Annotated in this window: 18 protein-coding genes; 11 read left to right on the top strand and 7 right to left on the bottom strand. The window is 55.4% G+C overall.

Annotation, left to right across the window (positions count from 1 at the left end; all coding sequences use genetic code 11):
• Positions 1-32 precede the first annotated feature (32 nt).
• From BEN30_RS01695 to BEN30_RS01680, 4 genes are all read left to right on the top strand, one after another.
• Entirely contained in the window at positions 33-929 is an 897-nt protein-coding gene (locus tag BEN30_RS01695; protein ID WP_069956614.1) for a F0F1 ATP synthase subunit gamma, read from the top strand.
• 34 nt (positions 930-963) lie between these two features.
• Positions 964-2,391, top strand: a complete 1,428-nt coding sequence (atpD, locus tag BEN30_RS01690) for a F0F1 ATP synthase subunit beta (protein WP_069956613.1) — start codon at positions 964-966, stop codon at positions 2,389-2,391.
• Between the two features lie 27 nt (positions 2,392-2,418).
• Positions 2,419-2,838: an ATP synthase F1 subunit epsilon gene (gene atpC / locus BEN30_RS01685; protein ID WP_069956612.1), complete on the top strand. Its 420-nt coding sequence runs from the start codon at positions 2,419-2,421 to the stop codon at positions 2,836-2,838.
• A 162-nt stretch (positions 2,839-3,000) separates the two neighbouring features.
• On the top strand, positions 3,001-3,474 hold the full coding sequence (locus BEN30_RS01680; protein ID WP_069956611.1) for a hypothetical protein: 474 nt from the start codon (positions 3,001-3,003) through the stop codon (positions 3,472-3,474).
• A gap of 55 nt (positions 3,475-3,529) precedes the next feature.
• On the opposite strand, the gene BEN30_RS01675 is transcribed toward BEN30_RS01680, so the two are convergent.
• Positions 3,530-3,925: a bacteriohemerythrin gene (locus BEN30_RS01675; protein WP_069956610.1), complete on the bottom strand. Its 396-nt coding sequence runs from the start codon at positions 3,923-3,925 to the stop codon at positions 3,530-3,532.
• Positions 3,926-4,108: 183 nt separating this feature from the next.
• On the opposite strand from BEN30_RS01675, the gene sixA (BEN30_RS01670) reads away from it, so the two are divergent.
• Both sixA (BEN30_RS01670) and sixA (BEN30_RS01665) read left to right on the top strand, forming a co-directional pair.
• Entirely contained in the window at positions 4,109-4,597 is a 489-nt protein-coding gene (gene sixA, locus BEN30_RS01670; protein ID WP_069956609.1) for a phosphohistidine phosphatase SixA, read from the top strand.
• A gap of 4 nt (positions 4,598-4,601) precedes the next feature.
• A complete protein-coding gene (gene sixA, locus BEN30_RS01665; RefSeq protein ID WP_069956608.1) occupies positions 4,602-5,063 on the top strand; it encodes a phosphohistidine phosphatase SixA in 462 nt (153 codons plus the stop codon).
• Here the strand turns inward: sixA (BEN30_RS01665) and BEN30_RS01660 are convergent.
• Together BEN30_RS01660 and uvrB are read right to left on the bottom strand one after the other, a co-directional pair.
• The gene (locus BEN30_RS01660; RefSeq protein ID WP_069956607.1) at positions 5,060-5,548 is read right to left on the bottom strand and encodes an NUDIX hydrolase; all 489 of its coding nucleotides are present in this window, start codon (positions 5,546-5,548) and stop codon (positions 5,060-5,062) included. The two genes, sixA (BEN30_RS01665) and BEN30_RS01660, sit on opposite strands and share 4 nt — an antisense overlap.
• Before the next feature lie 17 nt (positions 5,549-5,565).
• On the bottom strand, positions 5,566-7,695 hold the full coding sequence (gene uvrB, locus BEN30_RS01655) for an excinuclease ABC subunit UvrB (protein WP_084004903.1): 2,130 nt from the start codon (positions 7,693-7,695) through the stop codon (positions 5,566-5,568).
• 112 nt (positions 7,696-7,807) lie between these two features.
• On the opposite strand from uvrB, the gene BEN30_RS01650 reads away from it, so the two are divergent.
• Complete coding sequence (locus BEN30_RS01650) at positions 7,808-8,428, top strand: class I SAM-dependent methyltransferase (protein ID WP_084004938.1); 621 nt, start codon at positions 7,808-7,810, stop codon at positions 8,426-8,428.
• 2 nt (positions 8,429-8,430) lie between these two features.
• On the opposite strand, the gene BEN30_RS01645 is transcribed toward BEN30_RS01650, so the two are convergent.
• Positions 8,431-9,120 (bottom strand): DUF2238 domain-containing protein, encoded by a 690-nt coding sequence (locus BEN30_RS01645; RefSeq protein ID WP_211563239.1) that lies wholly within the window; start codon positions 9,118-9,120, stop codon positions 8,431-8,433.
• Between the two features lie 71 nt (positions 9,121-9,191).
• Here BEN30_RS01645 and BEN30_RS01640 point away from each other — a divergent pair, with 71 nt between their 5' ends.
• A complete protein-coding gene (locus BEN30_RS01640; RefSeq protein ID WP_069956604.1) occupies positions 9,192-10,400 on the top strand; it encodes a pyridoxal phosphate-dependent aminotransferase in 1,209 nt (402 codons plus the stop codon).
• Positions 10,401-10,486: 86 nt separating this feature from the next.
• On the opposite strand, the gene BEN30_RS01635 is transcribed toward BEN30_RS01640, so the two are convergent.
• A complete protein-coding gene (locus tag BEN30_RS01635) occupies positions 10,487-11,557 on the bottom strand; it encodes a hypothetical protein (protein ID WP_139134796.1) in 1,071 nt (356 codons plus the stop codon).
• Between the two features lie 329 nt (positions 11,558-11,886).
• Between BEN30_RS01635 and BEN30_RS01630 the strand changes: the two genes are divergently transcribed.
• The 3 genes from BEN30_RS01630 to BEN30_RS01620 all read left to right on the top strand — a co-directional run bounded on the left by BEN30_RS01630 (position 11,887) and on the right by BEN30_RS01620 (position 14,653).
• Positions 11,887-12,156: a hypothetical protein gene (locus BEN30_RS01630; protein WP_069956602.1), complete on the top strand. Its 270-nt coding sequence runs from the start codon at positions 11,887-11,889 to the stop codon at positions 12,154-12,156.
• A gap of 18 nt (positions 12,157-12,174) precedes the next feature.
• Positions 12,175-12,489, top strand: a complete 315-nt coding sequence (locus BEN30_RS01625; protein WP_069956601.1) for a hypothetical protein — start codon at positions 12,175-12,177, stop codon at positions 12,487-12,489.
• Positions 12,490-12,646: 157 nt separating this feature from the next.
• Positions 12,647-14,653 (top strand): elongation factor G, encoded by a 2,007-nt coding sequence (locus BEN30_RS01620; RefSeq protein WP_069956600.1) that lies wholly within the window; start codon positions 12,647-12,649, stop codon positions 14,651-14,653.
• Between the two features lie 619 nt (positions 14,654-15,272).
• On the opposite strand, the gene BEN30_RS01615 is transcribed toward BEN30_RS01620, so the two are convergent.
• Both BEN30_RS01615 and BEN30_RS01610 read right to left on the bottom strand, forming a co-directional pair.
• The gene (locus BEN30_RS01615; RefSeq protein ID WP_069956599.1) at positions 15,273-15,461 is read right to left on the bottom strand and encodes a YgaP family membrane protein; all 189 of its coding nucleotides are present in this window, start codon (positions 15,459-15,461) and stop codon (positions 15,273-15,275) included.
• A gap of 112 nt (positions 15,462-15,573) precedes the next feature.
• Entirely contained in the window at positions 15,574-16,254 is a 681-nt protein-coding gene (locus BEN30_RS01610) for a Crp/Fnr family transcriptional regulator (RefSeq protein ID WP_069956598.1), read from the bottom strand.
• Positions 16,255-16,378 lie beyond the last annotated feature (124 nt).

Below are 16,378 nucleotides of genomic sequence, written 5' to 3'. Positions count from 1 at the left end.
AGACTTCAAGGAGCGGAGCGGGACAACGGCTCATGGCTAACCTCAAGGACCTAAAAATCCGGATCGACAGCGTCAAATCGACGCGCAAGATCACTTCGGCGATGAAAATGGTCGCGGCTGCGAAATTGCGCCGCGCTCAAGACGCCGCCGAGTCCGCACGCGCATACTCACAGCGTATGGACACGGTGCTGCGTTCCCTGGCCGGCTCGTTTGCCGGTGTGGAAGGCGGACCGGAGTTGCTTGCCGGTAACGGGCAAGACCAAACCCACTTGTTGGTGGTGTTTACATCAGACCGTGGCCTCTGCGGCGGCTTCAATGGCACGATTGTACGCGAAACCCGTCGGCTCATTCATGAACTGAGGGGCAAGGGCAAAACAGTCAAACTGTTGTGCGTCGGGCGCAAAGGCGGTGACCTTCTGAAATCCGAATTCCGCAGTGATATTGTGGACCGGATCACCGGTATCGGTGGCAAGAAGGGCATTGAATACACGGAAGCGACTGCCGTTTCAGACCGCATAACAGCCATGTTTGAGGCTGGCGAATTTGATGTCTGCACCATCGTTTTCAACAAGTTCCAGTCGGCGATGACGCAGATTGTAACCAGCCAGCAACTGATCCCGTTTGCGCCGGAAGACGCAGGTTTGGGAGCCGATGTGGGTGGTCATGAGTTGAAAGCCGTTTACGAATTTGAACCCGAAGAAAGCGAAATCCTTGAAGTTCTGTTGCCGAAGAATCTCGGTGTCCAGCTCTTCCAGGCAATGCTTGAAAGCTCAGCATCTGAACATGGTTCGCGTATGACGGCCATGGACAATGCAACCCGCAACGCTGGCGAAATGATCGACAGGCTGACGCTGAAGTACAACCGTACGCGTCAGGCAAATATCACCAGTGAATTGATTGAAATCATCTCCGGCGCTGAAGCGCTGTAGAGAAACGCTGCACACCCCTGAAGGAGCTCCAGCGATGGCCAAAGAAAACATCGGACAAATTACCCAGATCACGGGCGCCGTTATCGACGTGCGTTTTAAGGCTGGCGAACTGCCCAACATTCTAAACGCATTGGAATTGCAACACGAAGGCAAGCGCCTGGTTCTCGAAGTTGCCCAGCATTTGGGTGAGAACATGGTGCGGACCATTGCGATGGACTCCACCGACGGCTTGCAACGCGGCCAGGACGTGACCGATACCGGTGCGCCGATCATGGTTCCGGTTGGCCCGGAAACCCTGGGACGCATCATCAACGTCATCGGCGAGCCGATTGATGAACGCGGTCCGGTGGTGACAAAATCCAAAGCCCCCATTCACAACGAAGCTCCGGCGTTCTCTGAACAGTCGACGTCTTCAGAAATTCTGCAAACCGGCATTAAGGTCGTTGACCTGATCGCACCGTACGCCAAAGGCGGCAAGATCGGTCTGTTCGGCGGTGCCGGTGTGGGCAAGACGGTTCTGATTATGGAACTGATCAACAACATCGCCAAAGGTCATGGTGGCTATTCGGTGTTTGCGGGCGTTGGTGAACGGACCCGTGAAGGCAACGATCTCTACCACGAAATGATTGAATCGGGCGTTATCGACCTGGAAGGCACAGGCTCCAAAGCTGCCTTGGTTTACGGTCAGATGAACGAGCCTCCCGGAGCCCGTTCGCGCGTGGCGTTGACCGGCTTGACGTTGGCGGAATACTTCCGTGATCAAGAAGGCCAGGACGTGTTGTTCTTCGTTGATAACATCTTCCGCTTCACCCAGGCCGGTTCCGAAGTGTCCGCGCTGTTGGGCCGCATCCCATCCGCTGTGGGTTACCAGCCGACGCTGGCCACCGACATGGGCGCGCTGCAAGAACGCATCACCTCGACCAAGAAGGGCTCCGTCACCTCGGTGCAGGCGATTTACGTGCCGGCCGATGACTTGACCGATCCGGCGCCTGCGACGTCGTTTGCTCACTTGGACGCCACCACGGTTTTGAGCCGCCAGATTGCCGAGCTCGGCATCTACCCGGCTGTGGATCCGCTGGACTCCACCTCACGCGTTCTTGATCCCCGTGTTGTGGGTGAAGAACACTACGGTGTGGCGACGCAGGTTCAGCAGATTTTGCAGACCTACAAAGGCTTGCAGGACATCATCGCGATTTTGGGCATGGACGAATTGTCGGAAGAAGACAAAATGACCGTTTCACGCGCACGCAAAATTCAGCGCTTCTTGTCCCAGCCTTTCCACGTGGCCGAAGTCTTCACCGGTTCGCCGGGCAAGTTGGTGTCGCTCGAAGACACCATCAAGGGCTTTAAAGGCATCGTCGAAGGCGAGTATGATCATCTGCCGGAAGCTGCTTTCTACATGGTTGGCACCATTGAAGAGGTCGTCGAAAAGGCCAAAAGCATGGCCGCCGCAGCCGCCTAACGCACGTTCGGGTTTGGAGTAAATCACATGGCCGACAGGGTCGAGTTCGAACTGGTATCGCCGCAGCGGCTGGTGAAGGCGCAATTGGTGGACATGGTCGTTATACCGTGTTCAGAGGGTGATATCGGTGTGTTGCCGGGTCACACGCCGTTGATCGGAACCGTGCGCCCGGGCGTGGTGGATATGTACGAAAACGGCAAAGTGTCGGAAAGCATTTTTGTGTCCGGCGGTTTTGTTGAAGTGACTCCGGATCGGTGCACACTGTTGGCGGAAGAGGCCACCTACATTCACGACCTGGACCAAGGCACAGCGCAAACGCGTCTCGACGCAGGACGCCAAGACCTGGAAAAGGCCAGCAGCGAAATAGAAAAAGCAAATGCTGAGGCGTCGATCAAAACCGCCGAAGCCATGCTCGCAGCCCTCGGCGTGTCGAGTGCAGCGCATTAAGACATCGCGGACGTTATCGGGCTGACGCCGCACACTCTGCAAAACGGCTCTCCACAAATGGGGGGCCGTTTTTTTTGTCTTTGTGCTAAACCACACTAGAAAAATGGCCTTACGAAGGTTACAGTGACATGACAATGAAGTGGGGGGCAGCGGAGCGCCTAAATGAAGAACTGTTTGTTGTGCCCTAAGGGGACAAAATGTCGTGGTTACGTCCTGAGCGAATTGATTCTAAAGCTTTATGATGCTGTTGAACAACACGGTAGCGGGGCTGGCTATGTCGAGGCACTGACCAAGTCCTTGACCCGTCAAGATATGGAACTGCTCAGTGAGCAAGGTCAAAAGGCCCGCGTGACGTGCTGGAGCAAAGGGTTTGTCTTGGTTTTGGCGCGCAAGGTTGCAGACTTGTCGCGCACGGTGGAAAACGATGATGAACTGCGCATCGGGATTGAGCGCCTGGTGGTCAGTGTTGATGGCCTGTTCACCAAATTGCCGAAGGGCCTCAGCATCGATCTTTCAGACCTGATTATGGATGTTTTCAACCGGGCGACTGAAATTCTTTCCCAAGAAGGCGGCAAGGCCGGAGTTCCGGCGACGATCTTGGGTAAAGTGATTTTCGATGCCGCCCGGACCCGCTAAAAGTACCCGCTAAAAGGACCTGCTGAAGCCAGGATCTGGGTATGTGGACGGAAAATTATTTTAAGTAGTCAATATAGCCTTGGTCGGCTTTCAAGATGTGGTTGGTCAGCCACTTTTTGAGAAACTCCAAAACCTCATGAATGTTGATGGCCTCGGGCTTGGTTTTATAGATCAACGCGATGTCGCGCACCGTTTTGGTGATGTCTTGGTGCATCGCCAAGTGCATTTGCACGTCGGGATAGTCGGTTTCTAGAAACAACGTCTCTTCACGTTGAAAATGGCGTTCGACATAGTCAATCAGGTGAGAAATGGTTTGCTCAATGCGCGCCTCCGATGAGCCCCGGTCAACGCACATGAACAGTTCATTGGTGATGTTGACCAGCGTCATGTGATCAAAATCGATGACAGCGTGACCAACTTTAAAGCTGTCGTTCCATTGAATAAAGGTCATGGGTGCAATCCTGAGTATAATCCAAAAGGCTTATATAAGGGGCCGAATTAAAACCATTACATCCATAAGGTCAATGTTTCATTTTAATAAAAATAAAATGACAATCTTTTAAGCGCTTATGGCGCTTTGGCGCATAGATGGGTAGACTTTAAGCGTGGGCAAAGCGACAGAGGGGGGATTGTCATGCGGTTGTATCTGATGCGTCATGGCAAGGCTGAATTTGGGCCTGAAGACGCTGATCGGCGGCTCAGCGTGCGGGGACGTGAAGATGTCAGTGCCGTTGCCGCGTATTTGGGTGGTCAAGACATTGCGGTGTCAAAAGTCGTGCACAGCACCTTGGCCCGCGCCCGTGAAACGGCCGAAATCGTTTCCGCACAGATTGCCCCCACAATTGTGCTTGAAGAAATGGATGGCATTGAACCTTGGGGCAATGTCAAAGCCTTCGCCAGTGTTGCGGAAACCTGGACCGATGACACCTTGGTGTGCGGGCATGAACCGTTTATGGGGGAAGCGGCCTCTTATTTGTTGACCGGAAACCCTCATGGTGGCCTGGTTGAGGTCAAGACCGGTTCCATCATGTCTTTGTCACGGGGGCCTTATGGGGATGGTTGGCAATTGCGCTGGATGATGGGACCGCGCTTGGTGCGGGGTGCCAAAAAAGAAGAGGATTGAGCCGATGAAGCTGTATTTGGTGCAACATGCCCAAGCCCTCACCAAAGAGCAAAGTCCGGAGCGCCCGCTCAGTGAACAGGGCTTGGCAGACGCCGCCAAAATGGCGGCTTTTTTACTTAATGGCGGGGTGTTGGTCGATGAAGTGGCACATTCCGGCAAAGTCCGCGCCGAGGAAACCGCCAATATCTTGGCCAAAGCCGCGTGGTTTGGAAAAGCCTCAGTGCATTTGGATGGGATTGGTCCGAACGACCACACCGATCATTTGCTGCACGGTGCAGAGGCGGCAGGCGGTGATTTGATGGTCGTCGGGCACCAACCGTTTCTGGGCCGAATGGTCGCGCGGTGTTTGACCGGGCGCGAAGACGGTGTCACCGTTGGCTTTACGCCCGGCACCATTGTGTGTCTGGAGCGCGCCCAACTTGGCTGGCAATTGAATTGGATGATGCGCCCTGAATTGGTGGGCTAAGACGAAATCCCAACCTCGACTTTGAGCCATTCAGGTGGGGTGTTGTCGATGAACGTGTGACGGATGTGCTCCAACGCGGTTTTGTGGCCGTGGAAGGGAATCAGATTGATCGAGTCTATAACACTGAGCCATTTGAATTCAGAATGCTCTTCGTTGAGGCTAATGTTATCTTCTCCATCCACATATGCCACGAACATCGGCACAATTTCGATCACGTTGACCCGGTGGTTGTACCACTGATCGCAGAAATTGGCGGTGTAAAGCGCTAACGGCGTCAGGCCGGTTTCTTCCTCAACCTCGCGGAATGCGGACTGCCAGGCGCTTTCGCCTTCATCCACATGACCCGTGACCAACGACCACACGCCGTCCAATGGCTTTAAGGTTCGGCGCATGACCAGCACTTCAGTCCCATTTGACGTTTGCCGCAACACGGCACAGGCGACGGCGGTGGAACGGAGCGGGATTTGGCTGTTGGGTCCAAACATGACGGGTCCTCGAAACGTTAGCGTTTTTTGGTCTTTCTGCGTGATCCTGCGCCCGCTTGGGCGGCGGCGAATTTAGACACGCCCGCGCCATCCAGGCCCAACTCATGGGCTTCCAGGCGGCGGATTTCATCGCGTAAGCGGGCGGCTTCTTCAAATTCCAAATCGGCGGCGGCTTTTTTCATGCGTCCGTCCAGGTCAAGAATGTGCTGTTTGAGGCTTTTGCCTACCAGATGCGGGTCGCCACTGTCGCCGGTATCGACGGTGACGTAGTCTTGTTCATAAACGGAGCCCAGGGCATCGCCGATGTGCTTTTTGATGCCTTCGGGGGTGATGCCGTGCTCCAGATTATAGGCTTCCTGACGGGCACGGCGGCGGTTGGTCTCGCCGATGGCGTAGTCCAAGCTGTTGGTCATCTTGTCGGCATACAAAATCACCCGGCCGTCCAAATTGCGCGCCGCCCGACCAATGGTCTGCACCAGGGATGTTTTGGAGCGCAAAAAACCTTCTTTGTCGGCATCCAAAATCGCCACCAGCGCGCATTCGGGGATGTCCAGGCCTTCGCGCAACAGGTTGATGCCGATCAGCACGTCAAACGCGCCCAAACGTAGATCGCGGATGATTTCAATGCGTTCTAAGGTTTCAATGTCGGAATGCATATAGCGTACACGAATGCCGTGCTCGTGCATGTATTCGGTCAGCTCTTCCGCCATCTTTTTGGTTAAAACCGTGACCAGAACACGCTCTGCCTTCGCCGCACAGGCTTTGCATTCGCCCAGCAAATCATCCACTTGGGAGGCAACCGGGCGGACAATACATTCGGGATCGGTGAGGCCGGTGGGGCGCACCACTTGTTCGGTGAACACACCGCCGGTACGTTCCAGTTCCCACGGGCCGGGGGTGGCGGAAACGAAGATGGTCTGCGGGCGCATGGCGTCCCATTCTTCAAATTTCAGCGGGCGGTTGTCGATGCAACTGGGCAGGCGAAAGCCGAACGAGGCCAAGGTCGATTTGCGATTGTAATCGCCTCGGTACATGCCGCCGATTTGCGGTACCGAGACGTGGCTTTCGTCAGCGATCATCAAGGCGTCCTCGGGCAGATACTCAAACAAGGTGGGCGGCGGCGCACCTGGGGCGCGGCCGGTTAAATAGCGTGAATAGTTTTCGATGCCGCTGCAATGTCCGGTGCTTTCCAGCATTTCCAAATCAAAGGTGGTGCGCTCTTCAATGCGTTGAGCTTCCAGCAGTTTGCCTTCGGCACGAAAGGTTTCGATTTGCGCCTTCATCTCCGCCTTGATTTGCGGAATGGCTTGCAACAAGGTTGGGCGCGGGGTGACGTAGTGGCTGTTGGGATAAACGGTGATGTGGTCCAACTGGGCGTTTTTTTCGCCGGTCAGGGAATCGACCTCAAAAATACTTTCCAGTTCATCGCCAAAGAAACTCAGCCGCCAAGCGCGGTCTTCATAGTGAGAGGGGAAAATCTCCACCACGTCGCCGCGCACCCGGAACATGCCGCGGCCAAAGGCCGTGTCGTTGCGCCGATATTGCAGCGTCACCAGGGATTTGAGAACGTCGTCTTGGGTGTATTCCTGGCCCACTTCCAGCTTCACCACCATGTCGGCATAAGTTTCCGCCGAACCGATGCCGTAAATGCACGACACGGACGCCACGATGATGACATCGCGGCGTTCAAACAGGGCGCGGGTGGCGGAATGGCGCATGCGATCAATTTGTTCGTTGATGGAGGCGTCTTTTTCAATGTAGGTGTCGGTGCGTGCGACGTAGGCTTCGGGCTGGTAATAGTCATAATACGAAACAAAATATTCCACCGCATTGTGAGGGAAAAAGTCGCGCATTTCCGCATACAGCTGCGCCGCCAGGGTTTTGTTGGGGGCCAAAATCAGCGCTGGGCGTTCCACTTGGGCGATGGCGTGGGCGATGGTGAAGGTCTTGCCAGAACCCGTCACGCCCAGCAAAACTTGATTTTGCTCGCCGTCTCGGAGGCCTTGAACCAGCTCTTTAATGGCTTCGGGCTGGTCGCCTGCGGGTGCAAAATCGGACACCAGCTCAAACGGCCGTCCTTGGCCTGGCTTGGGCTGCGGCTTGGGCTGGGCATCAGCCAGATATCCGGGTTTCACAAGATCGCTCATGACTTTGTTATAAGACGATGGGGCTAGGGTGCAAGCGTAATGATCGACTCGCATTGAGGGCAGAATCGGGCTATATATTTCTCAAATCACAACAGGGGGAGGCGTGATGAGCATGAATCATCCCGCAATTTTTCCGGCCACGATGATGCCGGATTCGGATTGGTGGAAGGCTTTATGGCCGGATCCAGAGGGTGTGCTTCGGCGCTTGGGCATTGATTTTGGGGTTTCGGTCCTGGATTTGTGCTGTGGCGATGGACACTTTACGGTTCCATTGGCGCACATCGTTGGCGGTATGGGCCGGGTGATGGCCGTCGATTTGGATGCTGCGCTGCTGGAAAAGGCTAAAAACCGTGCGGCCCGCGCAGGTGTGCTGAACGGCACCATCCGCTGGATTGAATGTGATGCATGCTCTTTGCACAACGTATTGCCGTCCCAGCCCGATTACGTTTTGATCGCCAACACCTTTCACGGCTGCCCGGACAAACAACAGCTGGCCCGCGAAGTGTTTAACGCCTTGAAACCGGGCGGTCAGTTGGCCATCGTCAACTGGCACTCTCGGCCCAAAGAAGACACCACCGTCTTGGGCCAACCGCGCGGCCCCAACACCGCCTTACGCATGACGCCTGACGCGGTGATGGACGAAGTCTTGCCGGTGGGCTTTCGTCTGCACGGCGTGGTCGAATTGCCGCCCTATCATTATGGGATCGTGTTTGACAAACCGAAGGCCAGCTAAGGTCAACCAGGTTCATCTGGGGCCTGCGCCTTTAGACCCAACTGGGCGATTTGGCGATCCTGCCAACGCCCGAGCGAAAGACAGCCAACAATGGCCCCAATGGCGGCGAGCGCCATATCTTTTTGGGTGTCCCACTCGTCGCCTTGGGTGCCCAGAAACGCACTGGCGCCGTCCGCGCTCAGTTCCCCGGCCAGCCATTCAATCAGTTCATAAGCCGCACTGATGCCCAGACACGACAGCACAACAAGCGCAAACAGCCATTTGCCGGGGCAGAGCGGCGATGTGCGGATCAAAAGCTCGCGCGCGATGATCGCGGGGACGAAGCCTTGGACAAAATGGCCCAAGCGGTCATAGTGATTGCGACTTAGGTCAAACGCGTCCTGCAGCCATTGGCCCGCCGGGACCAAGGCATAGGTATAATGCGCACCGATCAACAAGATCAACGCATGAACCGCAATCAAACCATAACTGAGCGGGGTCAGCGGGAATCGGCCATGGGTTAAAATCAACACAGGGGCGACAAAGACCACCGGCACGGCTTCCATCCACCAGGTCGCCATGTCATGAGGGCCCGTCACGGACCACGCCATCACGGCGGCGACGAGGGCCAGCAAGCTTAGCTCAAAACGATAGGACAGGGCGTTCATGGGCTTATGGTAGCCGCTTTGCCTTTCCTTGCATACACGGTCCATTCGCGTGTTGCGATTTGGCACCGTTCGTCGTAGTTTCCTGCAGTATTTTCACTTTTGACGAAGGGGTCATTATGCCTTTTATCGCCGACCGTCTGAGCCGCATTAAGCCGTCCCCCACCATTGCCGTTTCCACCAAAGCCGCTGAGCTCAAAGCCGCGGGCATGGATGTGATCGGTTTGGGCGCTGGGGAACCGGATTTCGACACCCCCGATCACATTAAAGCCGCCGCCAAGGCTGCCATTGATGCGGGCGCCACCAAGTACACCCCCGTCGAAGGCACCATGGCGTTGCGTCAAGCGATTTGCGCCAAGCTCAAACGCGACAACGAACTGGATTATACGCCCGCGCAAATTCAGGTCGCGTGCGGCGGCAAGCAAAACATCTATAACGCCATGATGGCGACCCTGAACCCCGGCGATGAAGTCATCATTCCGGCGCCCTATTGGGTGTCGTATCCGGACATCACGCTGTTGGCCGAAGGCACCCCGGTGTTTGTCGATTGCCCGGTGACGGACAATTTCAAGCTGAAACCGGCGGCCCTGCAAGCGGCGATCACGCCCAAAACCAAGTGGCTGATTTTGAACTCGCCGTCCAACCCCACGGGCGCGGCCTATTCGCGCACGGAAATGAAGGCGTTGACCGATGTGTTGATGAAGCCGGAAAACAGCCACGTGTGGGTGATGACCGACGATATGTACGAACACATCGTTTATGACGATTTTGAATTCGTCACCCCCGCCCAGGTGGAGCCGGGCCTGTATCCCCGCACCTTGACGCTCAACGGCGTGTCCAAAGCCTATTGCATGACCGGCTGGCGTGTTGGCTATGCGGCCGGTCCTGCCGACGTCATCAAAGCCATGAACAAGGTGCAATCGCAATCGACCACCCACACCTCGTCGATTTCGCAAGCCGCCGCCGTGGAAGCGTTGAACGGCGATCACAGCTTCATCAAAGGCAACAACGATGCCTTCAAGGGCCGCCGTGATCTGGTCGTCAAAATGTTGAACGAAGCCGAAGGCCTGGAATGCCCGACGCCCGAAGGCGCGTTTTACGTTTACCCCAGCTGCGCGGGCTGCATCGGCAAAACCACGCCGGACGGCAAAGTGATCAACAACGATGGCGACTTCGTCACCTACCTGTTGGAAGCCGAAGGCGTCGCCGCCGTGCACGGCGAAGCGTTTGGCTTGAGCCCCTACTTCCGGGTGTCGTACGCCACCTCGAACGCCGCGCTCACCGAAGCGTGCACCCGCATCCAGCGGGCATGTGCCGCGTTGAAGTAAACACTTCCCCGATTGGGGCCGTTGTCATACGAATATGAAAAAACCGTATCAGTTTTATCCTGATACGGTTTTTTCTTGGCTGTGATTTATGAAATTCTCTCAATAGAAATCCGGTAGGACATGCCGATTTTTTCAAGCAGCTTGATTTTGATATTGCTTTTCGGGTCGGCGTACTCGGATACGCCTGGAAGGTCAAACGCCGCACCTGTCAAATATGATGTTGTTGGGTTGGCATTCACCAGTTTTACGGGGGCCCTTCCATTTCGGCATTCCGCAATGTCATCGTTCGCGTGCATGATCAAGATGCCATGAGCCGGCAGAACGCTGTCAAATAGGCCGATGGGTTGACGGTTTTCGATCAGAATAGAGCGTGTCGGTGACAATGGGATGCGGATGACGAGGACATCGGATGTTTCGTCTTCCAACGGCCCCAACAGCACCTCGTTAGAGGCACCGGGTTCAATGGTCTTGACCTTATGGGAAGCCAACCACCCGAGGCGGAGCTTGGTCCAAGAGGATATGCCCGGCGGCGGCTGTTGGTATTTGTAAAAGTGACAAGACATCGGGTCCCAATAGCCCATGTTGATCATGGCGGCGGCAAAATCATCGGCGATGGTTGGATGCTGTTCTTGAAGGTCATGATCGTAAAGGCAGGGCACTCGGCGCTTGCCGTTTACCACACCGCCCCAGACATGGGCGCTGTCGTGAAAAAGCGTACCTAAATGAGCGGATGCGGTGAAGATGGCAATGCCGTTGGGAACGACTTGGCCCTTGCCCTGAGTTTTAAAGACTATCTCTTGTCGCCATCCCAACATGCCCGGATACCCACAGAGGCCGACCATGCCATAGTCTTTGAAACGGGCCCCCATGAAGATGGCAACATAATCAAAGCGGGAGAAATCGTGTGCTTTGTCGGCACCGTCAATGGCGTCTTGGAGCAGACGGACAACCCGAGACTTGTCCACCTTGAGATTGGCGGGTGAGATTGCGTATTCGGAAATCGGGGCAGGCATTTGATGCCAGTCTGTAAACTCGAACTCAACACAGACCTTGCCGTACGACATTTCGCTAACGTAGCGGCTCAGTTTTTGAAAGCGATCAATGGGAAAATGTTTTTGGAAGGGGCGTTGCAAGTTGGGAAAGTCAATCAGAATCACCAAGCCCCTAAGCGGCTTGCATGCGGTGTCCGCTAAAGTGGCAAAAGGAAATTGGCATGCCGTCAGGGCTAATGGTCCGATCAAGAATTGCCTGCGCGAAAATGTAAGGGGCATGATCAAAACTTCCGAGTGGAATCGTGCGTTTAAATCAGTCAGGCAATCGCAAAAATAATATAAGATTAATGATGCTCTTGTCGTGTCGGTCTGTCCAGAGACGGGCGATCCTATGGACTATAATATTTTTCCTTTCACAATCCTCTCCCACCTCCGTCAATAGCATGACGAGGGTGTGACCCTTGGACGGATTGAGCATTTCGGGGAGGCCTCTTATGGCGATGGACGTTGTGACGGTTGCGTATTTGGCCGATTGCACCATGCAGTCGACACGCATCCATTTTGAACTGGATATTCCGGTGCCGCCGGGCAAGGCGGCGGCGCTGAAGGCGGCGATGGACAGTGGCGACTGGGCGTCGGTGAAGGCGCAGGCCAAGGCTTTTGCCCCGTTGGCGGTGTCGGGTTCGCTGGATTATTTTATCAGCGTGGCCCCCCAGAAAAGCACGCCCCCAAGCACCCCGGCCGTGAAAAAACCTGCCGCTTAAAATTGATGGGAAGAGGCCATGATCGTTAACAACGTCGATATCAATGTCGTCACCGACTTCACCGCGTTTACCGATACGGTGCGTTTTCAAGTGGCAGTTCCGGTGGCCGAAGCGGATGCCGGCGCCATCTATACCGCGTTGGCGAAAGGCGATTGGGCGGCGACCGAAACGACCATTACGTCAGCGGTCCAGAAATCTGCGCCGAAGCAAATCCAGACTTTGGTGACGGCTTTGCTGGCCGCGTACAATGGCACCTCGGGCGGCACGGGCGGTTCTGATACCCCCGCCGGAAACGACCCCGCGCCTGCACCCGTCACGCCGCCTGCGACATAAGTCGGCAGCTGAAGCGGTGGGACGGAATATCTCAACGTACGGGCGGATCATCTCTTGGCAACCGTGTTGAGGAGCAGTACCCTTTTATCCCTAAAAGATGGGTAAAAGGCTCCTTTGACCTGATTGTGGGCCGCACCCGAGAAGAGGGAGGCTGTCCATGACCAAATCCAAATCGACGCCACGCTGTGTGGCCCTGATCGGCCCGTATCTCAGCGGTAAAACCACTTTGTTGGAAAGCTTGCTGATGGCCGCCGGGGCCATTAACCGCAAGGGCAGCGTGCGAACAGCGAGCACCGTTGGAGATGGCTCTCCCGAAGCGCGCAGTCGGCAAATGTCGACGGAACTGAACGTCGCACACTGCACGTATTTGGGCGATCCCTGGACCATTTTGGATTGCCCCGGATCGGTTGAATTGTTGCAAGAAAGCCAAGGGGCATTGATGGTGGCGGATGCCGCCATCGTTGTGTGCGAAGCCGATCCCTCCAAAGCCCTTACCGTCGGTCCGGTGCTGCGCATGTTGGATGATTACGACGTGCCGCACATGGTGTTCGTCAACAAAATGGACCAAGACGGCGGCAGTGTGAAAGCAACCCTGGAAGCCTTGCAGGAGCATTCGCGCCATCCTTTGGTGTTGCGCGAAATTCCCATTCGTGAAGACGGTCACGTGGTCGGGCACGTGGATTTGGTGTCGGAACGGGCTTTTAAATGGCGTGACCACGAAACCTCCGAATTGGTTGGGCTGCCCGATAAACTGCTGGAAGCGGAACTGGGCGCGCGCGAAGAGATGCTCGAAGCGCTGGCCGATTTTGACGATACACTTTTGGAAGAATTGCTGGAAAACGTCAGCCCTTCGTCACAAGAGGTCTATGACAATCTGACACGCGACTTGGCCCACGACGACATCGTTCCGGTGTTTTTTGGCTCTGCCGAGCACGACAATGGGGTGCGACGTTTATGGAAAGCGTTGCGTCATGAAACGCCGGAAGCCTCCGCAACGGCCCAACGCTTGGGCTTGGGTGAGGCCGATGCTTTGGTGTTTAAAACGCTGCATGCGGGGCACATGGGCAAGGTGTCGATTGCCCGGGTGTGGTCCGACAACTTGAAAGATGGACAAGATTTTCCCCAAGGGCGCATCTCGGGATTGTATCAGATCTTGGGGCAAAAGTTTGACAAGGTGGCGAGCGTGGCGACGGGTGACGTGGTGGCGTTAGGTCGTCTTGAAGGCGCGCATACGGGTGATGTGCTGAGCAAAGACACAGGTCCAGATCAATTGTCTTGGCCCGAACCGTTGCGTCCGCTGTATTCCTTGGCCATTGAAATGAACGGCCAAGCCGATGAGGTGCGTCTGACCGGTGCGGTGCAAAAGCTGTGCGAAGAAGACCCGTCCTTGATTTTGGAACACGACCCCGTTTCGGGTGAACTGGTGCTGTGGGGACAAGGCGAAATGCATTTGCGCATTGTCATGGACAAGCTGACGGGGCGTCATAATCTGGACATCGTCGGCAAGCGCCCCCAGGTGCCGTATAAAGAAACCATTCGCGCCACCACGACGCGGCGCGCGCGGCATAAAAAACAGTCGGGCGGTCATGGTGAATTTGGCGATGTGGAAATCATTGTCAAACCCTTGGCGCGCGGTGCGGGCTTTCAGTTTGAAGATGCCGTGCATGGCGGCGCGGTGCCGCGCCAATACATTCCGTCAGTCGAAGCGGGGGTGAAAGAATATTTGGCTCGCGGCCCCTTGGGCTTTCCCGTGGTGGACATTCACGTCACCTTGACCGACGGCCAGTCCCACAATGTGGACAGTTCCGATTTCGCCTTTAAAAAGGCCGCTCAACAGGCCATGCGCGAAGCCATGCCCGATTGTCAGCCGGTGCTGCTGGAACCGATTTGTGAGGTGAAGGTTTTGGTGCCGAACACGTTTACCTCCAACGCCCAACGGATTTTGTCGGCGCGACGTGGACAGATTTTGGGATTTCAGCCCCGCGATCAATGGCACGGTTGGGATGAAGTAACGGCACATTTGCCCGCCGCTGAAATGCACGACTTGATCATTGATCTCAGGTCTCAAACCCTGGGGGTGGGAACCTATGACTTTCGCTATGTTCACTTGCAGGAATTGGTCGGCCGCAATGCCGATGAGGTGGTCGCCGCGCGTTTGGCTTGAGGGGGCATTTTGGGGCGGGTCCTAGGCTCACGTCCGGGGCCACGTTTCAGCGCGGCTTTACATCTTTTGCGAAAAAAAAAGGCCGGACTCCTAAGAGCCCGGCCAGTTCGAAAGGGTGGTCTCACGTCCTGGGGGAGACGGAGAGTCCTTTAGGAGGGTCCGCAGAGTGTCAGAGGGGAGGGGAGGTATCCCTGCGGTCTCCCGATGTCGCTGATCGTGTCAGGTACATCGTATGTTCCTTATATAAGAAGAAACTAATGAACTGTCTAGGGGTAAATAAAAATATTTTGCCAATATTTTTTAAATATAAAATGAAGTTTTTTCACAAGTCATTGATAATGGATGAAAAAATGCATATTTTACATTGTAATCATTTTAAAAGTAGGGGTAATTTTTGTGCATTAAAGGAGGCTTAGAATCACATTTGGATGCATTTCAGGCGATTTGGGGGCTATGAAAAGGCGCTCACCGTGCATTCTTGACGGAAAATCCATCCCCATTGGCTTCCATAAGCGAATCCATCCCCAAAAAAACGGGGCGTCACAAAGCGCGAAATGATCGCCGTGACGCCCCGAAATCCGTTTTTCAGGACCTGCTGTTGAGCAGGGACCCTATAGACTTAGTTGGTTTTGCAGGTTTTGATGCCGAACGGCAGATATGCCGGGCAGATGCCCACAACGGCGGTCAGCAACGGCACAATGCCAATATAGCCGTAAACGGCATACTCATTCTTGCTGAGAAGGGCGAAGGTGACGGCACCAACGCCGACGACGATGCGCAAAATGCGATCAATGCTACCAAGGTTCATGGGTCTCTCCTAAAGATACTGAACGGTAATGAACGGTAATTTCAAGGGGTAGATAACCATATCAAGTACCCTGGTGTCTGTAACCAAGTCACAAACACACAAATGCTTGGCTTTAGGCCTCACACAGGCGGCTGAGCTGGGCGGACTCCAGCACCGTGAGGTGCCCCCGGTGGAGCCGTACGAGGCCGCGGCGCTCATATTCTTTAAGCTGGCGGCTGATGACTTCCCGCGCACTGCCCAATTCGACGGCCAGTTGTTGGTGGGTGAGGGGCAAGGTGCCGTCGGCATCAGCCTTATCGAGCAGAAAGCGCGCCAAACGGATATCGAGGCGGCCAAAGGCGACTTCCTCAATCAGCACCATCAGGTTGGCCAAACGGGTGGCGTAGGATTTGAAGACAAAGTCGCGCAACACCTGGGAGGTGGCCAGCAATTGATGAAATACGGCGGCCGGGATCGCCACGGCGCGCACTTGGGTTTCTGTGATGCCCTGGGCCCCATAGGGGTCGTGGCCCAACAAACAGGCGGTGGTGAGGATGCACGTTTCACCGGCATCAACCCGGTACAGGATAATTTCTCGGCCGTTTTCCGACGTCATCTGCACGCGAACGACGCCGCCTAAGACCAACAAAAAGCTCTGACAGGCATCCCCGGCACGAAAAATCGTCTGTCCGGCGGGAATATCGACCACCTGAGAAGTCTCCGCCAATCGCGCCATGGTGTCGTTTTCCAGGCACTCCAAGGCGGGAAAGAGGCTCAGCCAGTTTTGCGCCGTGGTGGGGAGAGGGGATGTCATGACAGATGTCCGATATGCGATGGCGTAAGGGTGAGCCCAGTGTAGGCAACCCTGCGGCCAATGCAAAGCATTCGATCAATGGTCTGTTTTGATGCGGGAAAAACAAAAAAGCCCCGGAACGAAA

Origin of the sequence: Magnetovibrio blakemorei, assembly GCF_001746755.1 — a bacterium.
Classification (GTDB): Bacteria; Pseudomonadota; Alphaproteobacteria; order Rhodospirillales; family Magnetovibrionaceae; genus Magnetovibrio; species Magnetovibrio blakemorei.
Note: the sequence above shows the minus strand (reverse complement) of the source record. Positions and strands in the feature narration are given on the sequence as shown.